16 protein-coding genes and 3 tRNA genes are annotated in these 20,461 nt (G+C 66.2%); 4 read left to right on the top strand and 15 right to left on the bottom strand.

What is annotated here, in order from left to right; translation table 11 throughout:
* Positions 1-23: 23 nt before the first annotated feature.
* Positions 24-797 carry an ABC transporter ATP-binding protein gene (locus KIH79_RS04970; RefSeq protein WP_219058396.1) on the bottom strand — a complete coding sequence of 258 codons (774 nt, stop codon included), beginning with the start codon at positions 795-797 and terminating at the stop codon, positions 24-26.
* A 400-nt stretch (positions 798-1,197) separates the two neighbouring features.
* On the opposite strand from KIH79_RS04970, the gene KIH79_RS04965 reads away from it, so the two are divergent.
* Positions 1,198-2,844 (top strand): acetolactate synthase large subunit, encoded by a 1,647-nt coding sequence (locus KIH79_RS04965; protein ID WP_338023119.1) that lies wholly within the window; start codon positions 1,198-1,200, stop codon positions 2,842-2,844.
* On the opposite strand, the gene KIH79_RS04960 is transcribed toward KIH79_RS04965, so the two are convergent.
* The 4 genes from KIH79_RS04960 to KIH79_RS04945 form a co-directional block, all read right to left on the bottom strand.
* The gene (locus KIH79_RS04960) at positions 2,841-3,653 is read right to left on the bottom strand and encodes an energy-coupling factor transporter transmembrane component T family protein (RefSeq protein WP_219058395.1); all 813 of its coding nucleotides are present in this window, start codon (positions 3,651-3,653) and stop codon (positions 2,841-2,843) included. The genes KIH79_RS04965 and KIH79_RS04960 overlap by 4 nt on opposite strands.
* Positions 3,650-5,296, bottom strand: a complete 1,647-nt coding sequence (locus tag KIH79_RS04955) for an ABC transporter ATP-binding protein (protein WP_236023625.1) — start codon at positions 5,294-5,296, stop codon at positions 3,650-3,652. Before KIH79_RS04955 ends, KIH79_RS04960 begins: the two co-directional genes overlap by 4 nt.
* Before the next feature lie 115 nt (positions 5,297-5,411).
* Positions 5,412-5,951, bottom strand: a complete 540-nt coding sequence (locus KIH79_RS04950) for an ECF transporter S component (protein WP_033491950.1) — start codon at positions 5,949-5,951, stop codon at positions 5,412-5,414.
* A gap of 142 nt (positions 5,952-6,093) precedes the next feature.
* The gene (locus KIH79_RS04945; RefSeq protein ID WP_033491948.1) at positions 6,094-7,410 is read right to left on the bottom strand and encodes an O-acetylhomoserine aminocarboxypropyltransferase/cysteine synthase family protein; all 1,317 of its coding nucleotides are present in this window, start codon (positions 7,408-7,410) and stop codon (positions 6,094-6,096) included.
* 436 nt (positions 7,411-7,846) lie between these two features.
* Between KIH79_RS04945 and KIH79_RS04940 the strand changes: the two genes are divergently transcribed.
* Complete coding sequence (locus KIH79_RS04940; RefSeq protein WP_219058394.1) at positions 7,847-8,782, top strand: bifunctional hydroxymethylpyrimidine kinase/phosphomethylpyrimidine kinase; 936 nt, start codon at positions 7,847-7,849, stop codon at positions 8,780-8,782.
* An 82-nt stretch (positions 8,783-8,864) separates the two neighbouring features.
* On the opposite strand, the gene KIH79_RS04935 is transcribed toward KIH79_RS04940, so the two are convergent.
* From KIH79_RS04935 to holA, 10 genes are all read right to left on the bottom strand, one after another.
* Positions 8,865-8,941, bottom strand: a tRNA-Asp gene (locus tag KIH79_RS04935).
* 143 nt (positions 8,942-9,084) lie between these two features.
* Positions 9,085-10,896, bottom strand: coding sequence for an AMP-dependent synthetase/ligase (locus KIH79_RS04930; protein ID WP_219058433.1), 1,812 nt, complete (start codon positions 10,894-10,896; stop codon positions 9,085-9,087).
* Between the two features lie 207 nt (positions 10,897-11,103).
* The gene (locus KIH79_RS04925) at positions 11,104-11,754 is read right to left on the bottom strand and encodes a M23 family metallopeptidase (RefSeq protein ID WP_219058432.1); all 651 of its coding nucleotides are present in this window, start codon (positions 11,752-11,754) and stop codon (positions 11,104-11,106) included.
* A gap of 339 nt (positions 11,755-12,093) precedes the next feature.
* Positions 12,094-12,166, bottom strand: a tRNA-Asn gene (locus KIH79_RS04920).
* Between the two features lie 46 nt (positions 12,167-12,212).
* A tRNA-Asn gene (locus KIH79_RS04915) sits at positions 12,213-12,285 on the bottom strand.
* A 126-nt stretch (positions 12,286-12,411) separates the two neighbouring features.
* Positions 12,412-13,455 (bottom strand): tRNA (adenosine(37)-N6)-threonylcarbamoyltransferase complex transferase subunit TsaD, encoded by a 1,044-nt coding sequence (gene tsaD / locus KIH79_RS04910; protein ID WP_219058393.1) that lies wholly within the window; start codon positions 13,453-13,455, stop codon positions 12,412-12,414.
* Entirely contained in the window at positions 13,452-14,084 is a 633-nt protein-coding gene (gene rimI / locus KIH79_RS04905; protein ID WP_219058392.1) for a ribosomal protein S18-alanine N-acetyltransferase, read from the bottom strand. Before rimI ends, tsaD begins: the two co-directional genes overlap by 4 nt.
* Positions 14,084-14,950, bottom strand: coding sequence for a tRNA (adenosine(37)-N6)-threonylcarbamoyltransferase complex dimerization subunit type 1 TsaB (gene tsaB, locus KIH79_RS04900; RefSeq protein WP_219058391.1), 867 nt, complete (start codon positions 14,948-14,950; stop codon positions 14,084-14,086). Before tsaB ends, rimI begins: the two co-directional genes overlap by 1 nt.
* 129 nt (positions 14,951-15,079) lie before the next feature.
* Positions 15,080-15,679 (bottom strand): tRNA (adenosine(37)-N6)-threonylcarbamoyltransferase complex ATPase subunit type 1 TsaE, encoded by a 600-nt coding sequence (gene tsaE, locus KIH79_RS04895; protein ID WP_219058390.1) that lies wholly within the window; start codon positions 15,677-15,679, stop codon positions 15,080-15,082.
* Positions 15,676-16,653: a DNA polymerase III subunit delta gene (gene holA / locus KIH79_RS04890; RefSeq protein WP_219058389.1), complete on the bottom strand. Its 978-nt coding sequence runs from the start codon at positions 16,651-16,653 to the stop codon at positions 15,676-15,678. The genes tsaE and holA overlap by 4 nt, the downstream gene beginning before the upstream one ends.
* Positions 16,654-16,824: 171 nt before the next feature.
* On the opposite strand from holA, the gene KIH79_RS04885 reads away from it, so the two are divergent.
* Both KIH79_RS04885 and KIH79_RS04880 read left to right on the top strand, forming a co-directional pair.
* A complete protein-coding gene (locus tag KIH79_RS04885; RefSeq protein WP_219058388.1) occupies positions 16,825-17,520 on the top strand; it encodes a hypothetical protein in 696 nt (231 codons plus the stop codon).
* A gap of 364 nt (positions 17,521-17,884) precedes the next feature.
* Positions 17,885-20,290: a transglutaminase domain-containing protein gene (locus KIH79_RS04880; RefSeq protein WP_219058387.1), complete on the top strand. Its 2,406-nt coding sequence runs from the start codon at positions 17,885-17,887 to the stop codon at positions 20,288-20,290.
* Positions 20,291-20,461: the final 171 nt, after the last annotated feature.

Here is a 20,461-nt window from a genome sequence, read left to right as displayed (position 1 = left end):
AGGGAGCCAAGAGACGATGGTTATCAGATGGCGGCGCGGGTGGCGCGTTCGCGTTCGGCCATGAGCAGGTCGCTCATCCGTTCGGCGGTGGGGTTCGGCACGTCGGCGACGATGTTGCCGTCGGCGAACACGATCGCGCGGTCGGCGTAGGAGGCGGCCACCGCGTCGTGCGTGACCATGATGATCGTCTGGCCGAGTTCCCTGACCGACTGCTTGAGGAAGCTCAGGACTTCGGCGCTGGAGACGGAGTCGAGGTTGCCGGTCGGCTCGTCGGCGAAGACGAGCGACGGCTTGGTGATGAGCGCCCGCGCGATGGCGACGCGCTGCTGCTGGCCGCCGGACAGTTCGTTCGGGCGGTGGTCGAGACGCTCCTTGAGTCCGAGCGTGCGCACCAGCTGGTCGAACCAGCGGCGGTCCGGCCTCTCGTTGGCGAGCGTCAACGGCATGAGGATGTTCTGTTCGGCGGTGAACATGGGCAGCAGGTTGAAGCTTTGGAAGATGAAGCCGATCCTGTGCCGGCGCAGCAGCGTGAGCTGGTTGTCGTTCATCTTCGTGATGTCGGCGCCGTCGAACACGATGCGGCCGCTCGTGGCCGAGTCGAGTCCGGCGAGCGTGTGCATGAGCGTGGACTTGCCGGAGCCGGACGGGCCCATGATGGCCGTGAACCTGCCCTGTTCGAAGCGCACGTTGACGCCGCGCAGCGCGTGCACGGCCGTGTCGCCCTGCCCGTAGTCCTTGACCAGATCGATCGCCTCGATGGCGGTCGGGTTGACGGCCGGAGTGACCACACCTTCCATGATTCCTCGTTTCCTCGTGACGGTTATCGGATGATGGCTTCATGGTCTCTCGCAACGCGCTTCGCCGACATCGTGCGGCGGACGGAATCAGGCCGGCGCCTCCCTCATCCCCGAGGATGAAAGGCCGCGTCGCGCTCGTACCACGCGCGGCAGCGTACGGCGGCGGCGAACGATCCCGATTGTTACGGACATGTGTCGGCCATTACACCGGTTCGATCACCGGCCCGGTTATACTCATGCACTCGTGACAGAACAGCAACATCATTCCCTGATCTCGCGCCTCGAATCGAGGCTGCACGAGAACGCCGCCCGTCATCCGTACGCCGACGCGGACGCCGCCGCACCGCAGACGCAATCATCCGCGCCGCGCAACGCCGAATCGCCCGCCCATGAACGCAACGTGGCCGACCTGATGGTCCAGTGCCTCGTGCAGGAGGGCGTCGAAGTGATCTTCGGCATCCCCGGCGAGGAGAACATCCCGTTCATCGAAGCGCTGGAACGCGACGGCCGCATCCGCTTCGTCGTCACGCGCCACGAGCAGGGCGCAGGTTTCATGGCGCTCACGTACGCGCATCTGACCGGCAAGCCGGGCGTGTGCCTGGCCACGCTGGGACCGGGCGCGCTGAACCTGACGCTGCCGGTGGCGTGCGCGAACGCGAGCAACACGCCGCTGGTCGCCCTGTGCGCGCAGGGCAGCGTGCGCCGGCTACACAAGGAGTCGCATCAGATCATCGACCTGGTGTCCGTGTTCCGCCCGATCACGCGCTGGACGAACATGATCCTGAGCCCCGAGGCCGTGACCGAAACGCTGCGCAAGGGCTTCGCGCTCGCCCAGCGCAAGCGGCCGGCCGCCACGTGCATCATCCTGCCGGAGGACATCGCCGAACAACCGGCGCCGGCCGACGCCGAGCCGCTGAGCCGCGCGCTGCAGGTGCACACCGTGCCGACGCCCGCCGACATCGACGCGGCGGCCGACATCATCGCCAAGGCGAAGCATCCGATCATCCTCGCGGGCAACGGCGTGAGCCGCGCGCACGCCGACTACCAGCTGCGCATCCTGTCCGAACAGCTCAACCTGCCGGTGGCGACCACGTTCGAGGGCAAGGGCGTGTTCTCCGACCGCCACGACAACGCGCTCGGCGTGGTCGGCTTCATGCGGCACGACTACGAGAACTTCGCGTTCGACGACGCGGACCTGATCATCGCGATCGGCTTCTCGATCCAGCAGTTCGACCCGGTCAAGATCAACCCGAAGAACGACAAGAAGATCATCCACATCAACACGTTCGTCGAGGACACGGACGCGCACTACACGACCACGCTGAACATCATGGCCGACATCGACGCGACGCTCACGCAGCTGATCGACGCGCTGCGCGAGCGCGACGTGCGCTTCGACGACATGGAGTCGGACATCCGCCGTCTGCTCACGGACGAGTTCGCGTCGCGCAAGGACGACGATTCGTTCCCGATGAAGCCGCAGCGCGTCGTCTACGACACGCGCCGCGCGCTCGGCGACAGCGACGTGGCGCTCGTGGACACGGGCGCGCTCAAGATGTGGATGGCGCGCCTGTACCCGACGTACCTGCCGAACACGTGCATCATCGACAACAGCCTGTCAACGATGGGCTGGACGCTGCCGGGCGCGGTGGGCGCCTCGCTCGCCCGCCACGGACGGCCGGTGCTGGCGGTGATGGGCGACGGCAGCTTCATGATGAACATGCAGGAGATCGAGACGGCGGTGCGTCTCGGCTGCCATATCGTGATTCTGGTGTGGGTGGACCGCGCGTACGGCCTGATCAAGTGGAAGATGGACCTGCACGCCGGCCACCACGACGACGTCGATTTCGGCAATCCGGACTTCGTCAAGCTCGCGGAGAGCTTCGGCGCGACCGGCACGCTGATTCAGGCCGCGGACGAGCTGGGGCCGGCGATCGAAGCCGCGATGACGGCGGACGGCGGCGTGCACGTCATCGCCTGCCCGGTCGACTACAGCGAGAACATGAAGCTCACCGACAAGCTCGGCGAGCTTGAATTACCCGGCTAATCCATCACCATCAGGATGACGGTGGCAGCGGTTCCGGCTATCGTCGCCACGAGCAGCCCCCAGTCGGCCGGGCGCATGCGCAGCCGCACGCGGTACGTGCGCGCGCCCGGCAGCCCGAGTCCGCGCGATTCCATGGCCCAGCCGACGCCCTGGCTCATGCGGTAGGCGCGGATGAGCACCGCGACGATGATCGGCAGATACGACTTGAACCGCGCGACGAGGCGCGTGAACGGGTTGCCGCGGCGCGCCCCGTCTCCGGTCCCATCGCCGCCGGACAGGTCGAGTCCGCGCGCCCGCTGCGCGTCGGACACGGATTGGAAGATGCCGAAGAACACGGGAATGTAGCGCAGCGACGTGGCGAGCGTGAGTCCCGCGCGGTACGGCACGCCGAGCGCGACGAGCCCGCGCACGAGCTTCGCCTGACTCGTGGTGAACAGGGTCAGGAAGCATGCGAAGCCGAGCGCGGGGATGCGCAGGCCCATGACGGCCGCCATGATCAGGTTTTCGCGGGTGAACCGCAGGAATCCCCAACGCCACAGTTCGTGCGCGCCGCCCGGGTCGAAGATCGGCCAGAGCACGACGATCATCACGATCACGAACGCGAGGATCTTCCACACCCACAGCATGCGTTCGGCCGGCACCCGGTCGGCGGCGAGCATCGCGTGCTCGAGGACGAGCGCCGCGGTCATGAACGTCCAGTTGCGCCAGATCAGGCACAGGACGAGCAGCGCGAGCGACATCGCGAATTTGACGCGCGGGTCGGCGCGGTGCAGCCAGCCGTCGCCGGGCACGTACAGGTCGGCGTTCATCGGAGCTCCCTTCGCCGGTCGTCGTGTTCGTCATGTTCGTCGTTCGGATCGCGCGCGTCATCGTACGTATCGTGCGCGGCGCGCGTATCACGTGCGAGCCGCCCGTATGCGACGAGCCGGCCCGAATCCATGCGCATGACGTGCGTGCAGTAGCGTGCGACCGCGCGCATGTCGTGACTAATCATGATCACGGTCGTGCCGGCGCGGTTGAGCGCGGCGACCGCGTCGAGCAGCGTCGCGGACAGGTTGCGGTCGAGTCCGGCGGTCGGCTCGTCGAGCACGAGGATCGGCGTGCGCATGGCGAGCACCGACGCGAGCGCGACGATGCGCCGGTCGCCGTATCCGAGCGTCGCGGGCGATATGTCGGCGAATCGTTCCAGGTCGAACAGGCGCAGCATGTCGTCGACGGCGGCGCGCACCTGTGCGTCCGTGCGGCCGAGCGCACGCGGACCGAAGCCGATTTCCTCGCGCGTGGTGGCGCAGAAGATCTGATGGTCGGGATTCTGGAACACGAATCCGACGTGCGCGGCCATGCGGCCGACCGTGTGCGTGCGCGTGTCGAGCCCGTCCACGACGACACGGCCGGAGGCGGGTTTGAGCAGCGCGTTGAGATGGCGTGCGAGCGTGGTTTTGCCCGAACCGTTGCGGCCGACCAGGCCGACGAACGCGCCGCGCGGGATCGTGCAGGTCACGTCGTCGAGCGCGGGCGCGGGTGTGGCCGAACGGTTGCCGTCAGGCGTTCCGTCGTCCGATGATTCGCCGCTCTCCGTTCCGTCGTACCGGTATGTGACATGGTCCAGCACGATCGCCGGATCGTCCGCCGCTCCCCCGCCGTCGGCCGGAAGCACGCGCAGCGTCGGCTCGCCGTCGCCGGGCGGCGCGACGCCGAGCCGCGCGAACAGGTCCGGCTCACGGTCGAACAGGCCGACGTCGCCTTGAGCGACGAGACGTCCGCGGTCGAGCACGAGGATGCGGTCGGCCCAACCGGGGAAATGCGACGTGTCCTGTTCGGCCATGACGACCGTGAGGTTGCGGCCCGTGCGGCTGCGGCGGATCGCGGCGAGCGCGGCGAACACGTCGCGCCTGCCGTCCGGGTCGAGCGCGGCGGTCGGTTCGTCGAGGATGAGGATGTCCGGTTCGGCGGCGAGCGCGGCGGCCAACGCGACGCGCTGCATCTGCCCGCCGGACAGGCTGGTGGGCACGCGCCTGCGGTACGCCCCCATGCCGACCAGGGCGAGCACGTCGTCGATGCGCCGGTCCATGAGCGTCGGGTCCATGCCGCGGTTTTCGAGCGGGAATGCGATTTCGTCCTCGACGGACGCGCAGAACAGCTGCGATTCGGGGTCCTGCTGCACGTAGCCGACGTTGAGCGACAGTTCGGCGACGGACGTGCGGGCCGTGTCGCATCCGGCAACGGTGACGGTGCCACGCATGTCGCCGTCGGCGAGGTTGGGGATGATGCCGGCGAGCGCCATGCACAGCGTCGATTTGCCGGCTCCGGTCGGTCCGACGACGCCGACGAATTCGCCGGCGCGGATGCGCACGCCGACGCCGTCGAGTCCGGGGATGGGATGTCCGCCGTCGGCGATCGGCGCGTAGTCCCAGCCGAGTTCCCTCGTTTCGATCAGGTCGTCCAAGCTCATTCGATTCATCCTAGCGAGCGCGTTGACGTACCGCCCGCGTGACGTACGGAGACGCAAAAACGGCTCCCTTCCACTGACGGGAAGGGAGCCGTTATAGACGACGGTCCGGAACCGCTCAGGCCGCGGACTTGACGCCGAGGTTGCCGAGGCGGACCAGCGGCGGGTACGCCTTGCGCACGGCGGAGAACAGGGCGAGGCCGACGATCAGGCCGACGGCCATCTGGAAGCTGTTGCCGGCGACCTCGCCGAGGGCCGGGCCCCAGCCGGAGAGGATGCCGCCGGCGATGAAGTAGCCGAACACCTTCCACACGCCGGCGAGGATGGAGACGACGGCCACGTTGAACGGCTTGAATTCCTTGAGGAACAGGCCGACGATCAGGGCCTGCACGCCGTCGATGACGAACGTGAAGATCGCCCACTGCGGGTAGCCGCCGATCAGGTCGGACAGGGCCGGGCCGAGGCCGCCGATGATGCCGCCGACCCACGGGCCAAACGCGTAGGACGCGAAGTAGATCATCGTGTCGGACAGGTTCAGGTAGCCGCGCGTGGGCGTGGGGATTTTGACGAACATGGTGAGCACCGTGGTGACGGCGGTCATGACGGCGATCAGCGGGATGGTGCCCGCGGTGATGGTTTTCTGCGTGCGTGCGCTCATGGGGTTCCTCTCTCATAGAACAAGCCATGACCCCGCTCTTGCGGGCGGGGTCATGGCTTAGGATACTCGGTTCGCGGCCGGTCGTCCGTTACGTGTCCATCGGCACGCGCGGCGTCCGGCGCATCGTCGCCTTACTTGGCTGCTACTTGGCGAGGCCGGAGGCGCGGACCGCCTCGAATCCGCCCTTCAGGTCGTCGAGGATGTCCTCGATGTTCTCGGTGCCGATGGACAGGCGGATGGTGCCCGGGTGGATGCCCTGGTCCTCGAGCTCCTCCGGGGTCTCCTGCGAGTGCGTGGTGGAGGCCGGGTGGATGACGAGGGACTTCACGTCGGCCACGTTGGCGAGCAGGCTGAACAGGTGCAGGTTGTCGATGAAGACGCGCGCCGCGTCCTTGCCGCCCTTGATGTCGAAGGTGAAGATGGAGCCGGCTCCGTTCGGGAAGTACTTCTCGTACAGCGCGTGGTCGCGGCGGCCCGGGATGGACGGATGGGAGACGGACTCGACTTCCGGCACGGTCTGCAGGTATTCGACGACCTTGAGCGCGTTCTGGACGTGGCGCTCGACGCGCAGCGACAGGGTTTCGGTGCCCTGCAGCAGCAGGAACGCGGCGAACGGGGACAGGGTGGCGCCGGTGTCGCGCAGCAGGATGGCGCGGATGCGGGTCACGAACGCGGCGCCGCCGAGCGCCTCGTAGAAGTTGAGGCCGTGGTAGGACGGGTCGGCTTCCGTGAGGGTCGGGAACTTGCCCGGCACCTCGGCCCAGTTGAAGTTGCCGCCTTCGACGATCACGCCGCCGAGGGTGGTGCCGTGGCCGCCGATGAACTTGGTCGCGGATTCGACCACGACGTCGGCGCCGTGCTCGAGCGGGCGGAACAGGTACGGGGTGGCGAACGTGTTGTCGACGATCACCGGCAGGTGGTGCTTGTGGGCGATCGCGGAGATGGCCTCGAAGTCCGGCAGGTCGGCGTTCGGGTTGCCGAAGGTCTCGAAGTAGACGAGCTTGGTGTTCTCCTGGATGGCGTCCTCGAAGTTCTGCGGGACCTCCGGGTCGACGAAGGTGGTGGTGATGCCGTCGCGCGGCAGCGTGTGCTTGAGCAGGTTGAAGGTGCCGCCGTAGATGTTCTTGGAGGAGACGATGTGGTCGCCGGACTGGGTGATGTTGCGCACCGCGTATTCGACGGCGGCGGCGCCCGAGGCGACCGCGAGGCCGGCGGTGCCGCCTTCGAGGGCGGCGATGCGGTTTTCGAACACGCCCTGGGTGGAGTTGGTCAGACGGCCGTAGATGTTGCCCGGGTCGGCGAGGCCGAAGCGGGCCTCGGCATGGTCGAAGTTGTGGAAGACGTACGAGGTGGTCGCGTAGATCGGGACCGCGCGGGAGTCGGTGGCCGGGTCGGCCTCTTCCTGGCCGACGTGCAGCTGCAGGGTTTCAAAGCGGTACTTCTTGTTCGGGTCGGTCATGATGTGCTCCTTCAGTGGGTTTGGCCTGTGGCCGTTGGTCTTGTTCTTGTCGCCACCCTGCCGGCCGTTTCCGGTGTGTCCGGGCTCCGTGGCGAGGTGTTGGTTAAGACCATACGGGCACGGCGCCGCCGAACGCAAGCCGAACGCTATCACGGTTGCCTATACCACCTTATAAACCCTTGGAACCATTGGTTTTCCACCATCCCGATGACGTCGAAAAACCCGTCGTCACGGACGCGACACGCCGGAACGGACGGCCGCCGCGGACTGCGGGCGATCATGCGCGGCATCCGGCGCGCCGACCATGCGGAACGTCTTGACCGGCGTCGATCGCAGGCCCGTCACGCGTCCGCGACGACGAAAGATCGGACGTCGTCGGCCGGCCGTGACGGCGTCGCGTTACAGTCGTACGTCGGAACCGACGAAAGGACGACTTATGACCGACGCAACGACCGACGCCCATGCCGTGACCGTCAGCGCGGACGTCGCAACGGCAGCGGCCGGCGATCCGGCGCTGTACTCCCGCGATCCGCGCTACATTCCGCGCGTCGCGGCCGTGCACGACATGTGCGGCTACGGCAAGTGCTCGCTGACCGCCGCGATCCCGATCCTGTCGGCCGCAGGCTGCGACGTGTGCCCGGTGCCGACCGCGCTGTTCTCCGCGCACACGAAATACGACGTGTTCACGTTCCACGACACGACCGGTATCCTGCCCGGTTATTTGGATGCGTGGAAGGCCGAGCACGTCGATCTGGACGGCGTGTATTCCGGGTTTCTCGGCTCGCCCGAGCAGGTGGCGATCATCCGGCGGCTGTATCGCGAGTATCCGCGCGCGCTGCGGTTCGTGGACCCGGTGATGGGCGACGGTGGCGAACTGTATCCGACGTACACGCCGGAACTGTGCGAGGCGATGCGCGCGCTGGTCGACGGCGCGGACGTGCTCATGCCGAATCTGACCGAGGCGGCGATTCTGGCCGGCCGCGACTATGCGGGCGGCGATTTGGACGATCGCGCCGTGAACGGCCTGCTGGACGCGCTGCTCGGCATGGGCGCGAGGCATGTGGTGCTCAAGGGCGTCGACCGCGGCGACGGGCTGATCCGCAACTACGTTGCCGATGCCGCCGGTGGCGCCGCGGGCAGGCGCGAGCTGGCGCACGAAAAGCTGTCGTACATGATTCAGGGCACGGGCGACGCGTTCGCCTCCGCCCTGTGCGGTGCGGTGATGGCCGGCCGCGGGCTCGCCGAGTCGGCGCGCATCGCCGGCGAGTTCGTGCGTCACGCGATGGGCAACACGCGCAACCAGCCCCGTTTCGAAGAGCGCGGCCTGAGCTTCGAGCTCAACCTCGGCGAACTGACCGGCCTGGTCGGGTGAATCGCGCGGCGATGCGGTTCGTTGCCTCCGCTCCGCGCGCCCGGAAATGAAAAGGCCCGCAAGCGAACTTGCGGGCCTGTGATGGCGACCCCGGCCGGACTTGAACCGGTGACCTCCGCCGTGACAGGGCGGCGCTCTAACCAACTGAGCTACGGGGCCGTTCCGTGTTCCTCATCGGAGCACGAGTAGATATATTACGCGATCCGCCGCGGTTGTCCAATCATCGGCGTGTCGCACCTCGCGCAATCCGGCAACGTAGCCGACAAACGTTGGAATGTCGCCGATACGCCCGCGGGCGGCGGTCACTTCTTGCCCGCGTAGATGACGTTGTCGATCAGGTCGCGGTAATGCTCGGTGATGACCTGCCGCTTGGCCTTGAGGCTCGGCGTGAGCATGCCGTTCGCCTCGGTGAACGTGTCGGGCACGATCTCGAACTTGCGGATCGATTCGGCGCGCGAGACCAGCTCGTCGGCCTTGTTGACCGCACGCTCGACCTCCGCGTAGACGATCGGGTTCTTCGCCGCCGCCTCGAGGTCGGCGACGGGCTCGGCGCCCTGCGCCTTGAGCCACGTGTTCGTTTCGGCCAGATCAAGCGAGACGATCGCGGCGACGAACGGCTTGCGGTCGCCCACGACGACGCACTGGTCGACCACGGGCGAGGTCATCACGGAAGCCTCGAGCATGCCCGGAGACACGTTCTTGCCGCCGGCGGTGATGATCAGGTCCTTCTTGCGTCCGGTGATCGAGACGAACCCGTCGTCGTCGATCGCGCCGAGGTCGCCGGTGTGCAGCCAGCCGTCGACGATCTGCTGCCGCGTGATTTCGGGATGGTTGTGGTAGCCGACGCACACGGCCGGCGATTTGATGCACAGCTCGCCCTCGTCGTCGACGCCCATGGTCACGCCTTGCATGGGCAGGCCGATCGTGCCGATCTTGTAGCCGACGGTCGGGTTGACGCTGGACGGGGCGCACGTTTCGGTCATGCCGTAGCCTTCGAGCAGCGGGAGTCCCACGCCGTTGAAGAAGTGCGCGATGGACGGGTCGAGCGGCGCGCCGCCGGACACCGCGTATTCGACATGGCCGCCGAACACGTTCATGATGGACCGGTAGACCAGCCTGTCGTACAGCGCGTGCCTGGCCTTGAGCGCGAACGGGATCGGCTCGCCGGACTGTTGCGCGTGCGACCAGTCGCGCGCGGCCTGCGTGGCGCCGGCGAACACGCGGCCCTTGAATCCGGAACCGGCCTTCTGCGAGGCCGCATTGTAGATCTTCTCGAAGATGCGCGGCACGGCGAGGATGAACGTGGGCTTGAACGCGCCAAAGTCGGCGAGGATGGTCTTGAGGTTGCTCGACAGGCCGAGCGTGACGTTTCCGGCGAAGCAGAAGAACTGCATGTAGCGGGCGAACACGTGCGCGAGCGGCAGGAAAAGCAGCAGGCGCCGGTCGGGGCCGAGCGCGATGTCGGGCATGGACTGCACGCCAGAATACGTGATGAACACGAAGTTGCGGTGGCTCAGCTCGATGCCCTTGGGCGTGCCGGTGGAGCCGGACGTGTACACGATGGTGGCAAGGTCGTCGCCGCGCACGGCGCGCTCCCGCTCCCAGAATTCCGCGTCGGACACGCCCTGCCCGTAGGTTTCGATGGTGTCGATCGCGCCGAAGCCGATCACGTACACGTCGCGCAGGTCGGTGCATGCGCCGCGCACGGATTCGATCTTGTCGCGCTGGCCGTCGTCTTCGGCGAACGCCATCTTGACGCGCGAGTCGTTGAAGATCATCTTGACCTGCGCCGGCGAGTTGGTTTCGTAGACGGGCACGGTGAGCGCGCCGATCGACATGATGGCCATGTCGAGCGCGGTCCACTGCCAGCAGGTGTGCGCGATGACGGACACGCTGTCGCCGGGCATGATGCCGCGCGCGATCAGGCCCTTGGCGATGGCGATGACCTTGTCGCGGAATTCCGAGGCGGTGAACGAACGCCATGCGCCGGCATCGTCCTTGTATTCGACCAGCGAGGCGTCGGGCGTGCGTTCGGCGCGTTCCACGAGGATTTCGAACAGGTTCTTATCGTCGTCGATCGGCTTCTCCAGCGGACGCGTGTATTCCTTCTGCATTGTGCTCCTGACCATGTCACGGTTGCCTTGCATTCCTTCCGGCATTCTAGTGCCGGCATGCAACCGCAATGCAACGGCCGCGGCCTTATTGGCCGTCATCGCGGAGTCCGCCAAGCGAAACGTCCGCGACGCATGACGCCGCACGGCATTGCAGGCGCCGTGCCGCGTTGCACGGCGTCACATGGGCATTGCGACGAGACCGTACGATCAGGCAACCGGTTTGAGGGCGATTTTGCGTGCGGACGTCTTGGATTGGGGATCCTCGTAGGCGTCCGAGCCGCGTTTGACGCCCCAGTGCACGCAGGAGTCGCCGCAATGGTCGGATACGCCTCCGGTCTCGCCGAACGGCTCGCCGCGGGCGACCGGCGCGCCCACGCGCAGATCGGTGACCGCCGGCTCGAACGTGGACGTGAGCGTGCCGTGCCGTATGCTCACCACCGATTTGCCGCCCACCTTGCCGGCGAAGGCGATGACGCCGTCCGCGGGCGCGAGCAGTTCCGTACCGGGTCCTGCGGCCAGATCGACGCCGCGATGGCCAGGCAGCCATGGCTGCGTGGGGCCGTCGAACGTTGCGGTCACGACCGTGTCGCGTACGGGCCAGACCATGTCCGCCGTGCATCCCGCTTCCGCCGCGGCCGCATCATCCGCATACGCGGCAACGCACGACAGCGAACCGGAATCCGCGCATGGCACCGCGGCGGACACGACGATCAGGAACAGCACCGACAGCGACGCGGCGGCCAGTCCGACCCATCGTCGCAAACGGCGGCGATCCTCCTCCGCTTCGCGCTCGCGCATGTCGTAACGCGCGCGTCTGCGTCGTCGCAGTCCCCGAGCCGCATCGTCCGTCCGGTTCATCTCGCTCACGGCACTCCCCTTCCCTGAAATCGACGGCCGCCGCCCTTGGCCCGCCCGCTGAACGCGTTCCGACGGCCCCGGCCACCGTGCCGGGACGTTCCATCATGCGGGATTGCCGTTCCGTTGTCCATCCGAAACGGGGCATGTGGTCGAACGGTCCGGGTTATCCACACCCCGGCGTGTCGTCCACAGCTCCGTCCACACTCCCCCGCATGCCGCCACTTCGCCCATGACGAGCCGCATCATGCCGCACAAGTACCCGCGCCCCGTCCCCTGCGGACTCGAGCGCCCCGGGACGATACAAGAAAACCCCGGACGTGAATCCGGGGTTTCGGTAAGCTCCTGCGGCTGGGCTTGAACCAGCGACCGTCCGATTAACAGTCGGATGCTCTGCCAACTGAGCTACGCAGGAATGTTCAATTATCAACCAGCAGACGTTGCCGCCCGACCGGAAGAAGCTCCTGCGACTGGGCTTGAACCAGTGACCGTCCGATTAACAGTCGGATGCTCTGCCAACTGAGCTACGCAGGAATGTTCCTCATGCACGGCGAAGCACCGCACACAAGGAAAAAATAATATCCCTCATTCGCAAAAACGCAAATCGGGATCGCGCCCGTGCGTGTCGCGCCTTGCGCACGAGAGCCGGGCGCACCCCGGTCACATGCTGATTGTGTCCATCGGCATGGCGGAATCGATGGGAAAATCGGGCGCGGACGGAGCTACGCCGGCTTCGACCAGGTTCACGCCGAGCATGGCGACCATCGCGCCGTTGTCGGTGCACAGCTTGATCTGCGGGATGCGCACGTCGACGCCGTGGCGTTCGCCGTATTCGAGCAGTTTGGCGCGCAGCTGCGAGTTCGCGGAGAATCCGCCTCCCACGATCAGCGTCTTGGAATCGTACTGCTCGCACCCGCGCATCGCCTTTTTCGCGAGCACGGTCGCTACCGAGTCCGCAAGCGACGCGCACACGTCGTCGACGGGAATGTCATGTCCGGCGGCCTGCTGTTCCTCGATCCAGCGGGCCACGGCGGTTTTGACGCCGGAGAAGCTGAAGTCGTACGGGTGCGCCGCGCCGGCCTTGCCTTGCGTCAGGCCCTGCGGTACGCGAATGGCCTTCGGGTCGCCGTTTTGCGCGTGGCGGTCGATGTGCGGGCCGCCCGGGTATGGGAAGCCGAGCAGGCGGGCGACCTTGTCGAAGCACTCCCCCGCCGCGTCGTCGAGCGTGGTGCCGACCACGTCGATGCGCCGGGCCACGTCCTCGACGTGCAGCAGCGACGTGTGGCCGCCGGAGACGATGAGCGCGAGCGTGTCGGGCGGGAACGGCCCGAACTGCAGCTGCGTGACGGCGATGTGCCCGATCACGTGGTTGATGCCGTAGATCGGCTTGTTCGCGGCCCATGCGAGCGCCTTCGCGCCCGACACGCCGACGGCGAGGCATCCGGCGAGGCCCGGGCCTGCGGACACGGCGATCGCGTCCACGTCGGCAAGTTCGAGCCCGGCGTCGGCGAGCGCCTGCGAGACGCACGGCACGAACGCCTCGGCGTGCGCGCGCGACGCGATTTCGGGGATGACGCCGCCGTAGCGCGCGTGTTCGTTCATGGACGAGGCGACGATGTTGGAGCGCAGCGTGCGGCCCTGCACGATGGCCGCGGCGGTTTCGTCGCAGGTCGATTCGATGCCCAGTACGATCGGTTCGCTCATTTCGTCTCCTCGTTGCTTGTGTGCTCTCTGATGTTCGTTGTTGTGCCATGCGCCGACGCGACGGCGGACGCCTGCTGCGCCGCGTCCGCCGCGTCCACCGCGTTTCCCGCATGCCCCGCGTCCGCTCCGGCGCTCTGGAAGCCGACGATGCGCGGTTCCAGGTCGAGCGCCATGACGTGCGCGTCGATGCCTTCGGGCTGATAGTACCGTTTGCGCAGCCCGATGTTTTCGAAGCCGAATCGGCGGTACAGCGCGATGGCTGGCTCGTTGTCGACGCGCACTTCGAGCAGGACTCGCCGTGCGCCCTGCGATCGCGCCCGCTCGATCAGCCAGGTCATCATCGCAGCCGCGATGCCCTGCCGCTGGTGCGCCTTGCCGACGCCGACGTCCATGATTTCCGCGTCGTCGCCGTCATACCAGTAACCGGCGAATCCGCGTATATCGTTCGGTCGGATCGTCGCGTCGACGCGATCGGCCGCGACGTCGAACACGTACGTGCGCGCGGGCGCGTCGAGTTCCTGTCGAATCGACGCTTCGCTCCACGCATGCCTGCCGAACAGTTCGATTTCGAGCGCGCGCACGGCCGCGACCGCGGTTTCGCGGTCGAGTTCGTCCAACGATGCGAGCATCAGGCGGTCCTCTCCGCGCCCGCGTGGCCGAGCACGTGCTTGAGCGGCGCGGGGATTTCCGCGTCGGGCCGGCGCAGGTACAGCGGTTCGACGGGGGCTTCGGGGTTGCGTTCGTGGGCGAGCGTCGCGTCGGTCGCGAATACGGAAAGGCCCTGTTTGCCGCCGTCGAGCACGGATTCGTCCGTGACGTCGCCGAGATGCTCGATGCCTGCCAGCGCATCCGTGTATTTGCCGGCTCCATGTCCGATGACGTCGACGACCACGTCGCCGCCGACATGGTCGCGGTAGTCGCGCACGGCCCTGTTGACGCGTTCGACGATGGATGCGGGATAGTCGATGTCCATGTCGATGAGCGGGCGTGCCGGCGTCGCCGCAGTCGCAGCGGCCGTGCCGTCCGTGAAGGCTTCGGCGGCTTCGGCGGCTTCGGCGGCCGTGACGTCGCCGCCGGCAAGCGGGCTGTCGCACAGTTCGAAGTACAGCTGTTTGCGGCGCGCATCGTTGACGGCGAGCGTGAGCACATGCAGGTTCGCCGGATCACCGAGCGTGCCGGCCTTGGCGCGGCGGATGAGGTTCCACTGCACCTGCGGCTCGAGCACGTTTTGTCCGATGAGCTTCGCTCCGGCGGCGAAGGCGATGGCCTTGGCGGCGACGATGCCGGCGCGCAGGCCGGTGAACGGCGCGGGACCGAGCCCGACGACGACGGTGCCGATGTCGTGCGGCCCGTATCCGGCTTCGCTCACCGCGCGCGCGATGTTGACCTGCAGACGTTCGACGTGGGTGCGCGAGTCGGTTTCGACGATCGGCTCGCGTCCCACGACGCCCACGGTCGAACCGTATGACGTGTCGATCACCAGCGTGCAGCCCATGCGTGTTCCTCCCTTGTCCCAAGAATCGTTACGAGTCTACAACGGGGAGTCTATGGCCGCTTCGCACCAGCGTCCATCACCGTGCCGAGCACTGGTGTGCGGCGGCGCCGAGGCCGCGCCGGAGCAACGTCAGCCGAGCAGGTCGCGGCCCTGCCAGGCCTTGCCCACGGGCGTGAGCGTGACGATGCGCGTGCCGTCGCCGGTCAGTTCGGCGTTCGGATCGGTCGCGGCATCGCCGGTGCCGGAAGTCGCGTCGATCGGCCGCGCGATGCGCACTTCCAACCGTTCGGGCGCGAGCGCGGCGGCCATCTGCTCGCCCCATTCCATGAGGATCACCGTGTTCTCGCCCGGATCCTCGAGTTCCTCGTCGAGTCCGAGCGATTCGAGTTCGTCGAGCAGGCGGTCGGTCGCATCCTGTCCGGGCGCGTACACGTTGCCGCCGAGCCGGTACGCGTCGACGTGCACAAGATGTGCCGGTGAACCGTCGGCGAATCGTCCGTTGAGTTCGCGGGCGATGGTGAACGTGGGCGAGACGATCGGCCCGGCAATGCCGAGGCCGCGGCCGAATCCCTGCGCGAACGTGGTCTTGCCGGCGCCGAGCGGGCCGGACAGGAGGATCACGTCGCCGCCGCGGGTGGCTCGCGCGATGCGTTCGCCGAACGCGCGCATGTCGTCGCCGGTGGGCACGTCGACGGTGACAGAAGTGTCGGGGCTGGTGGTGTCGCTCATGATTCCCGTCCTTTCCGGCTGATCGCGATGATGCACTGTTCGAGCGCGTACACGGGGTCGCCGCCGTTGGTTTTGCTTTGTTCGTCGGCCCATGCGAGCAATCGTATGCAGCGGCTCATACCGTCGGACGTCCACCCGCCGAGCTGGCGTTGCGCGTTGCGCAATACCCACGGGTTCATGTTCGCTTCGGCCTGCGAGATGGTGCCGGCGCGCACGGCGGACGCTTTGGCGAGTCCGCGCAGTTTCATGGCGAGCGCGCCGATGAGCGCGATCGGGTCGGTGCCCTGTTCGACCGCGGAGCGCATCTGCACGATCGCTTCGGCGGTGCGTCCGGCGACGGCCGTGTCGGCGACGGCGAAGCCGGTGACCTGCGGGTTGGCGGTCAGGTATTGGTTGACGCGGTCGAGGCCGATGGGGTCGTCGTCGAAGTCGAAGCACAGCTGGTCGCACATGGCGGCGAGTTCGCCGGTTTTGTCGCCGAGCACGGCGACGAGCTGCTGCGCGGCGAGCGGTTCGACGCGGCGTTTGCTGCGTTCGAATCGTTGGATGACGAAGTTGAGTTTCGCGTCGGCTTTTTTGAGGTCGGGCACGTTCTCGCGTCGGGCGCCGGCGCGTTCGAGCTGGTCGACGATGCGCTTGCCTTTCTGCCCGCCCTCGTGCCGGCAGATGACGATGCTTGCGTTCGGATCGTTGCCGGCCGTCTTGCAGTATGCGACGATCGCCTCGGCGAGTTTGTCGTCGGCGTTCTGCAGGTTCGTGACCATGACGATGGCCGTGTCGGACAGCAATGACGGGCTGACGGCCTCGTCGAAGTCGTATTGCCCGGCGCTGGTCGCATCGAGTTCGATGGTGTCCGCGTCGGGATGCGCGCGTTCGGCCTGGTGCCGCAGGTCGCGGGCCGTCTGCTCGTTGAGATACGGGTCGCCGCCGACCACGATGCGTACCGGCGCGCCCGCCGCTGTCTTTCTGGGCATGCTCCCCAATCTCGCCGCAGCGTTGGACAACGGCGAAGAACGGTGCCGCGGCTCTTCGGAAGCCGTCGGGCACAGGCATCGACGCTTTGTCCGGTTAGGCATTGCAGGAGGGAAAACCTCCGGACGTGATCAACAGGGATCACGGCAATACGAAGGAGCACCACCATGCGCATGTATAGCATTCAACACATCGCCAAGACCCGCGGCCACTGCCACACTGGCAAGAACCGTTATGCGACAGCCGACGAGGCTCAGCTCGCACTGGCATCATGCCGCGGTTCCGCATCGAACCGTCGTCGTGAGCAGCGCATCTACCATTGCCCGATGTGCAAGGGCTGGCATCTGACCAGCCATGACCTGCGCCCGCTGCAGATCGACAGCCAGGAATACGACTACTGCCAGACGCTGATGTTCGCGCATGGTGACCACATCCTCAACGTGTCCTCCAACGTGTTCGAACTGATCGGCATACGGTCGAGAAAAGCTCAGCGCGTCATCACCGTTGCGGGCCTGCACTGCCTGCGCGAGGCCGGCGTGCCCGAATCCGCATTCACCAACCCGTGGGTGTGGCGCACGCTGCGCCTCGCCTACGACGCCAATGGATCGGGGCTCGAACAGTTGCTTGCGGGATTCATGTCCGTCTGCCGCAAGCTCGCCGCCGAATACGAAACGGAACACGAGCAGTGGGCCATGCCGAATGCCGGCGAACATCTTGGCGTCTGCTACGGCGAACGTCAGCAGGCAAGAACGGCCGCGATCCGTGCGTGGATCCTGCGCGCTTCCGAAGCGGACGCCAAGGCACCCGCCTCGGAAGCCGTTTCGATCGTCTCGCACGGGGAAGCTCCCGCACTGTCGCTGGCCTGCTGATCCTCACACCTCAAGTAAGGAAAACCGCTTTGCAAAGGTGGGCAGATTCTTGGATTCAGGAGTGCATATCTGTAAGATGGTTATCAACGTCATAACGAGAGAACAAAGGGGATCCATGACACAGCCGCCACATGATGACAACGTATTCAACACGGGTCCTCAATCCCCCGTACAGCCGGCCTATCCTCAGCGGACGCAAACGCCACCGATTATGCGAACGCCACCGGTCCCACAACCAGCGCAACCGCATCCTCCGCAGCAACCGGGCCCCATATACGGCACCCATCCGCCGACTGCGCAGTCATCATCGCAGCAACGGCCTGCGGCGTACGGCGCTCCCCCTGTCGGACGACCGGCATATGCCATGTCGCAGGGAGCATACCGACAGCCGGCCGACAGTCGGCCATGCAATCCGCCGACCGGCAATCCACTGGCAGACAGCCAGCAGTTCGGCGGTCAACCGGCCGTCGGTCAACCATTCGGCAACCAAACGGTCCAACAGCGCAAACGACACGGCGTCAAACGCTGGATCGCGATCATCGCGGCGATCGTCGCCATCGCCATCGTGGGCACGGGACTGTACGTCGCCAAACTTCTGCAGCCGGACGACGTGCTCAGATCGGCATCAAGTCCCGAAACGGTGTACGGCACCGCCCTGCCGGCCAGCAAGTACGAGCTGCGCGATCCCATCGTCGTGAAAACCAATCACGAGTTCGTGATCTCGCTGACCGACCCGGCCAAGGTGACTTTCTCGGAGAAGTCGGGAACATCAAGCTATGTGCTCCACGGTGCGGAGATGAGCGCCGAGGACAGTGCACGTGTGTATCAGGACGTGGCGCTGAGCGTGCCGATCCCGACCAGCGCGTACGCCCATTTGCCGCGATACGAAGACAGGAGCAGCGGCGACATCGAGATCAGCGGCCTCATGCCGCTTTCCGGCGAACTGCACGACGACGACGCGATCGTCGGAGACACCGGCTTCCTGCCCTCCGATGGCTACTACTACGTGCAGTACATGGGCTCGAACGGCAAGAAGCTCGCCAAGCCGATCGTTCAGTTCTTCACGGTGGTGGGCGAAGACGACACCGATAACGGCATCGAACGGCTGTCAGGCGCACCTGACGTCAACGCGGTCGTCAACGACCACGGCGGCATCGACATTTTCTGGAACTCGGTGAACGGCGCGACATCGTACAACGTGTACGCGTACATCATCACCCCGCAGATCGGCGAGGAGGGAGACTCCTACTATCGGCGCGAACGCGGCAGCATCACCAAGCTCGGCACGTCGAAGACGACGCAGCTGCTGTCCGACGACTACGACACCGACAAGGCCACCTCCAACTACGACTACGGCAACCGCGAAGGTACACGCACATGGCGGCAGAACGACGTGTTCCGGGCGCTGGCCACCGAAAATCAGGATGAGATCGAACACATCTGCCCCACCAGCGACAGCGACGGCTGCGCCGAGACCATGACGCGCACCGGCGGCGTATGGCATGCCGATTCGGCCGGCCGACTGTATTTCGCCGTCACGGCCGTGGACGAGAACGGCCATGAGGGCTGCTGGCACGCATACGACGCGAGCGATCTCGTGCCGTCGATCCCGTTGGGCGTCGCGAACGGCGCGACGACCGAACAATGGATGTACGGCGAGCGCGGCATCTTCGGCGAGGACAACACGCTCGCCGAACGAATGCAGGAATACGTCTACACGTTCGTGACGATGGCCAACGGCGCCACCGTGCCCATCGTCAGCGAATTCAGCGCCCTGACGCCGAACGCCAACGGCATCGAACACGCATGGTCGTTCCAATACCGGGCCCCCGGCACCGCGCTCGAAGATTCCGGCACCCTCTACTACGAAGGCGATCTGAACGCCAAGCTCGAGAACGTCAGACAGGAGGCGATCGCGGCGCTGCCGAAAGCCGGCGGCCTGCTCGACCGTCTCACCGACGTAGCCGAAGTCGACTGGAGCGGATACGACAAGAAGGCAATCGATTCGGACGATGAACGGTCGCCGTACTTCACCTTCGCGTCGAATGCGTTCGGCACGTATCTCGCCCACAACATCCTCAACGGGCACGAGGTCATCGACGTCTCCGACTATCCCGAATGGGAGATGGACACCGGTGACGTGATCAACGAGCTGCGCTATCAGAACCCGTATCTGGCCGTCACCAGCGACGCCTTCGACTATACGAAGCGCAAGGTCGGCGAGAAGACAGTGCTGTGGATCAAATACCCTGACGATTACCGCGAACGCCAGCAGCGGCTCGCCGACTTCGTGAACGCCAACGTCTCGCGGTTTCAAGGATCGGATCGAGACAAGGCCATCGCCGTCGAGCGCTTCCTCGCGCAGGCGATGACGTATGACACCGACGCGTTCGCCGCCGTCAAGGAGGGCAACGGCAACACGTTTGAAAACGTGGAGGCGACGGCCGAATATGCGGATGCATGGAGTTCGCTCGGCATGGTGACCGGCAAAGGCGTGTGCATGTCATACGCATACGGCTATCAGGCGCTTGCCAAGGCGGCCGGACTGGACACCCGCGTGGTCAGCGGCTACGTGAGCGGTACGAAGGCGGGCCATGCGTGGAACTATGTGAAGGTCGACGGCCAGTGGCTGTTCGTCGACGCCACGTGGGACGACGAGGGCGCGGACGCAGGCACCAGGTATCAGCTCAAGAAGCCATCCGACGTGGCCGACCACTTCCCGGCCCGCAGCGGATGGACGCTGAGTTCGCAAACCGAACAGTACCAGTGACGACGGTCGCATACGACCCGTGTCGCGCCCGACGCGAACCGTTCACGAATCTCGCCGCGCGTCGGACGCAACACGGACCGATACCATGCGGGCAATACGGGCCGCACACGGTGAAAACCTATACCATTGGAACCAACGCACAGACGCCAGAGAAGGGAACAAACGGCAATG

The sequence above is a fragment of the Bifidobacterium miconis genome, from assembly GCF_019331735.1.
Classification (GTDB): domain Bacteria; phylum Actinomycetota; class Actinomycetes; order Actinomycetales; family Bifidobacteriaceae; genus Bifidobacterium; species Bifidobacterium miconis.
The sequence above is the reverse complement of the archived record's forward strand: the minus strand, read 5'-3'. Positions and strand labels throughout refer to the sequence as shown.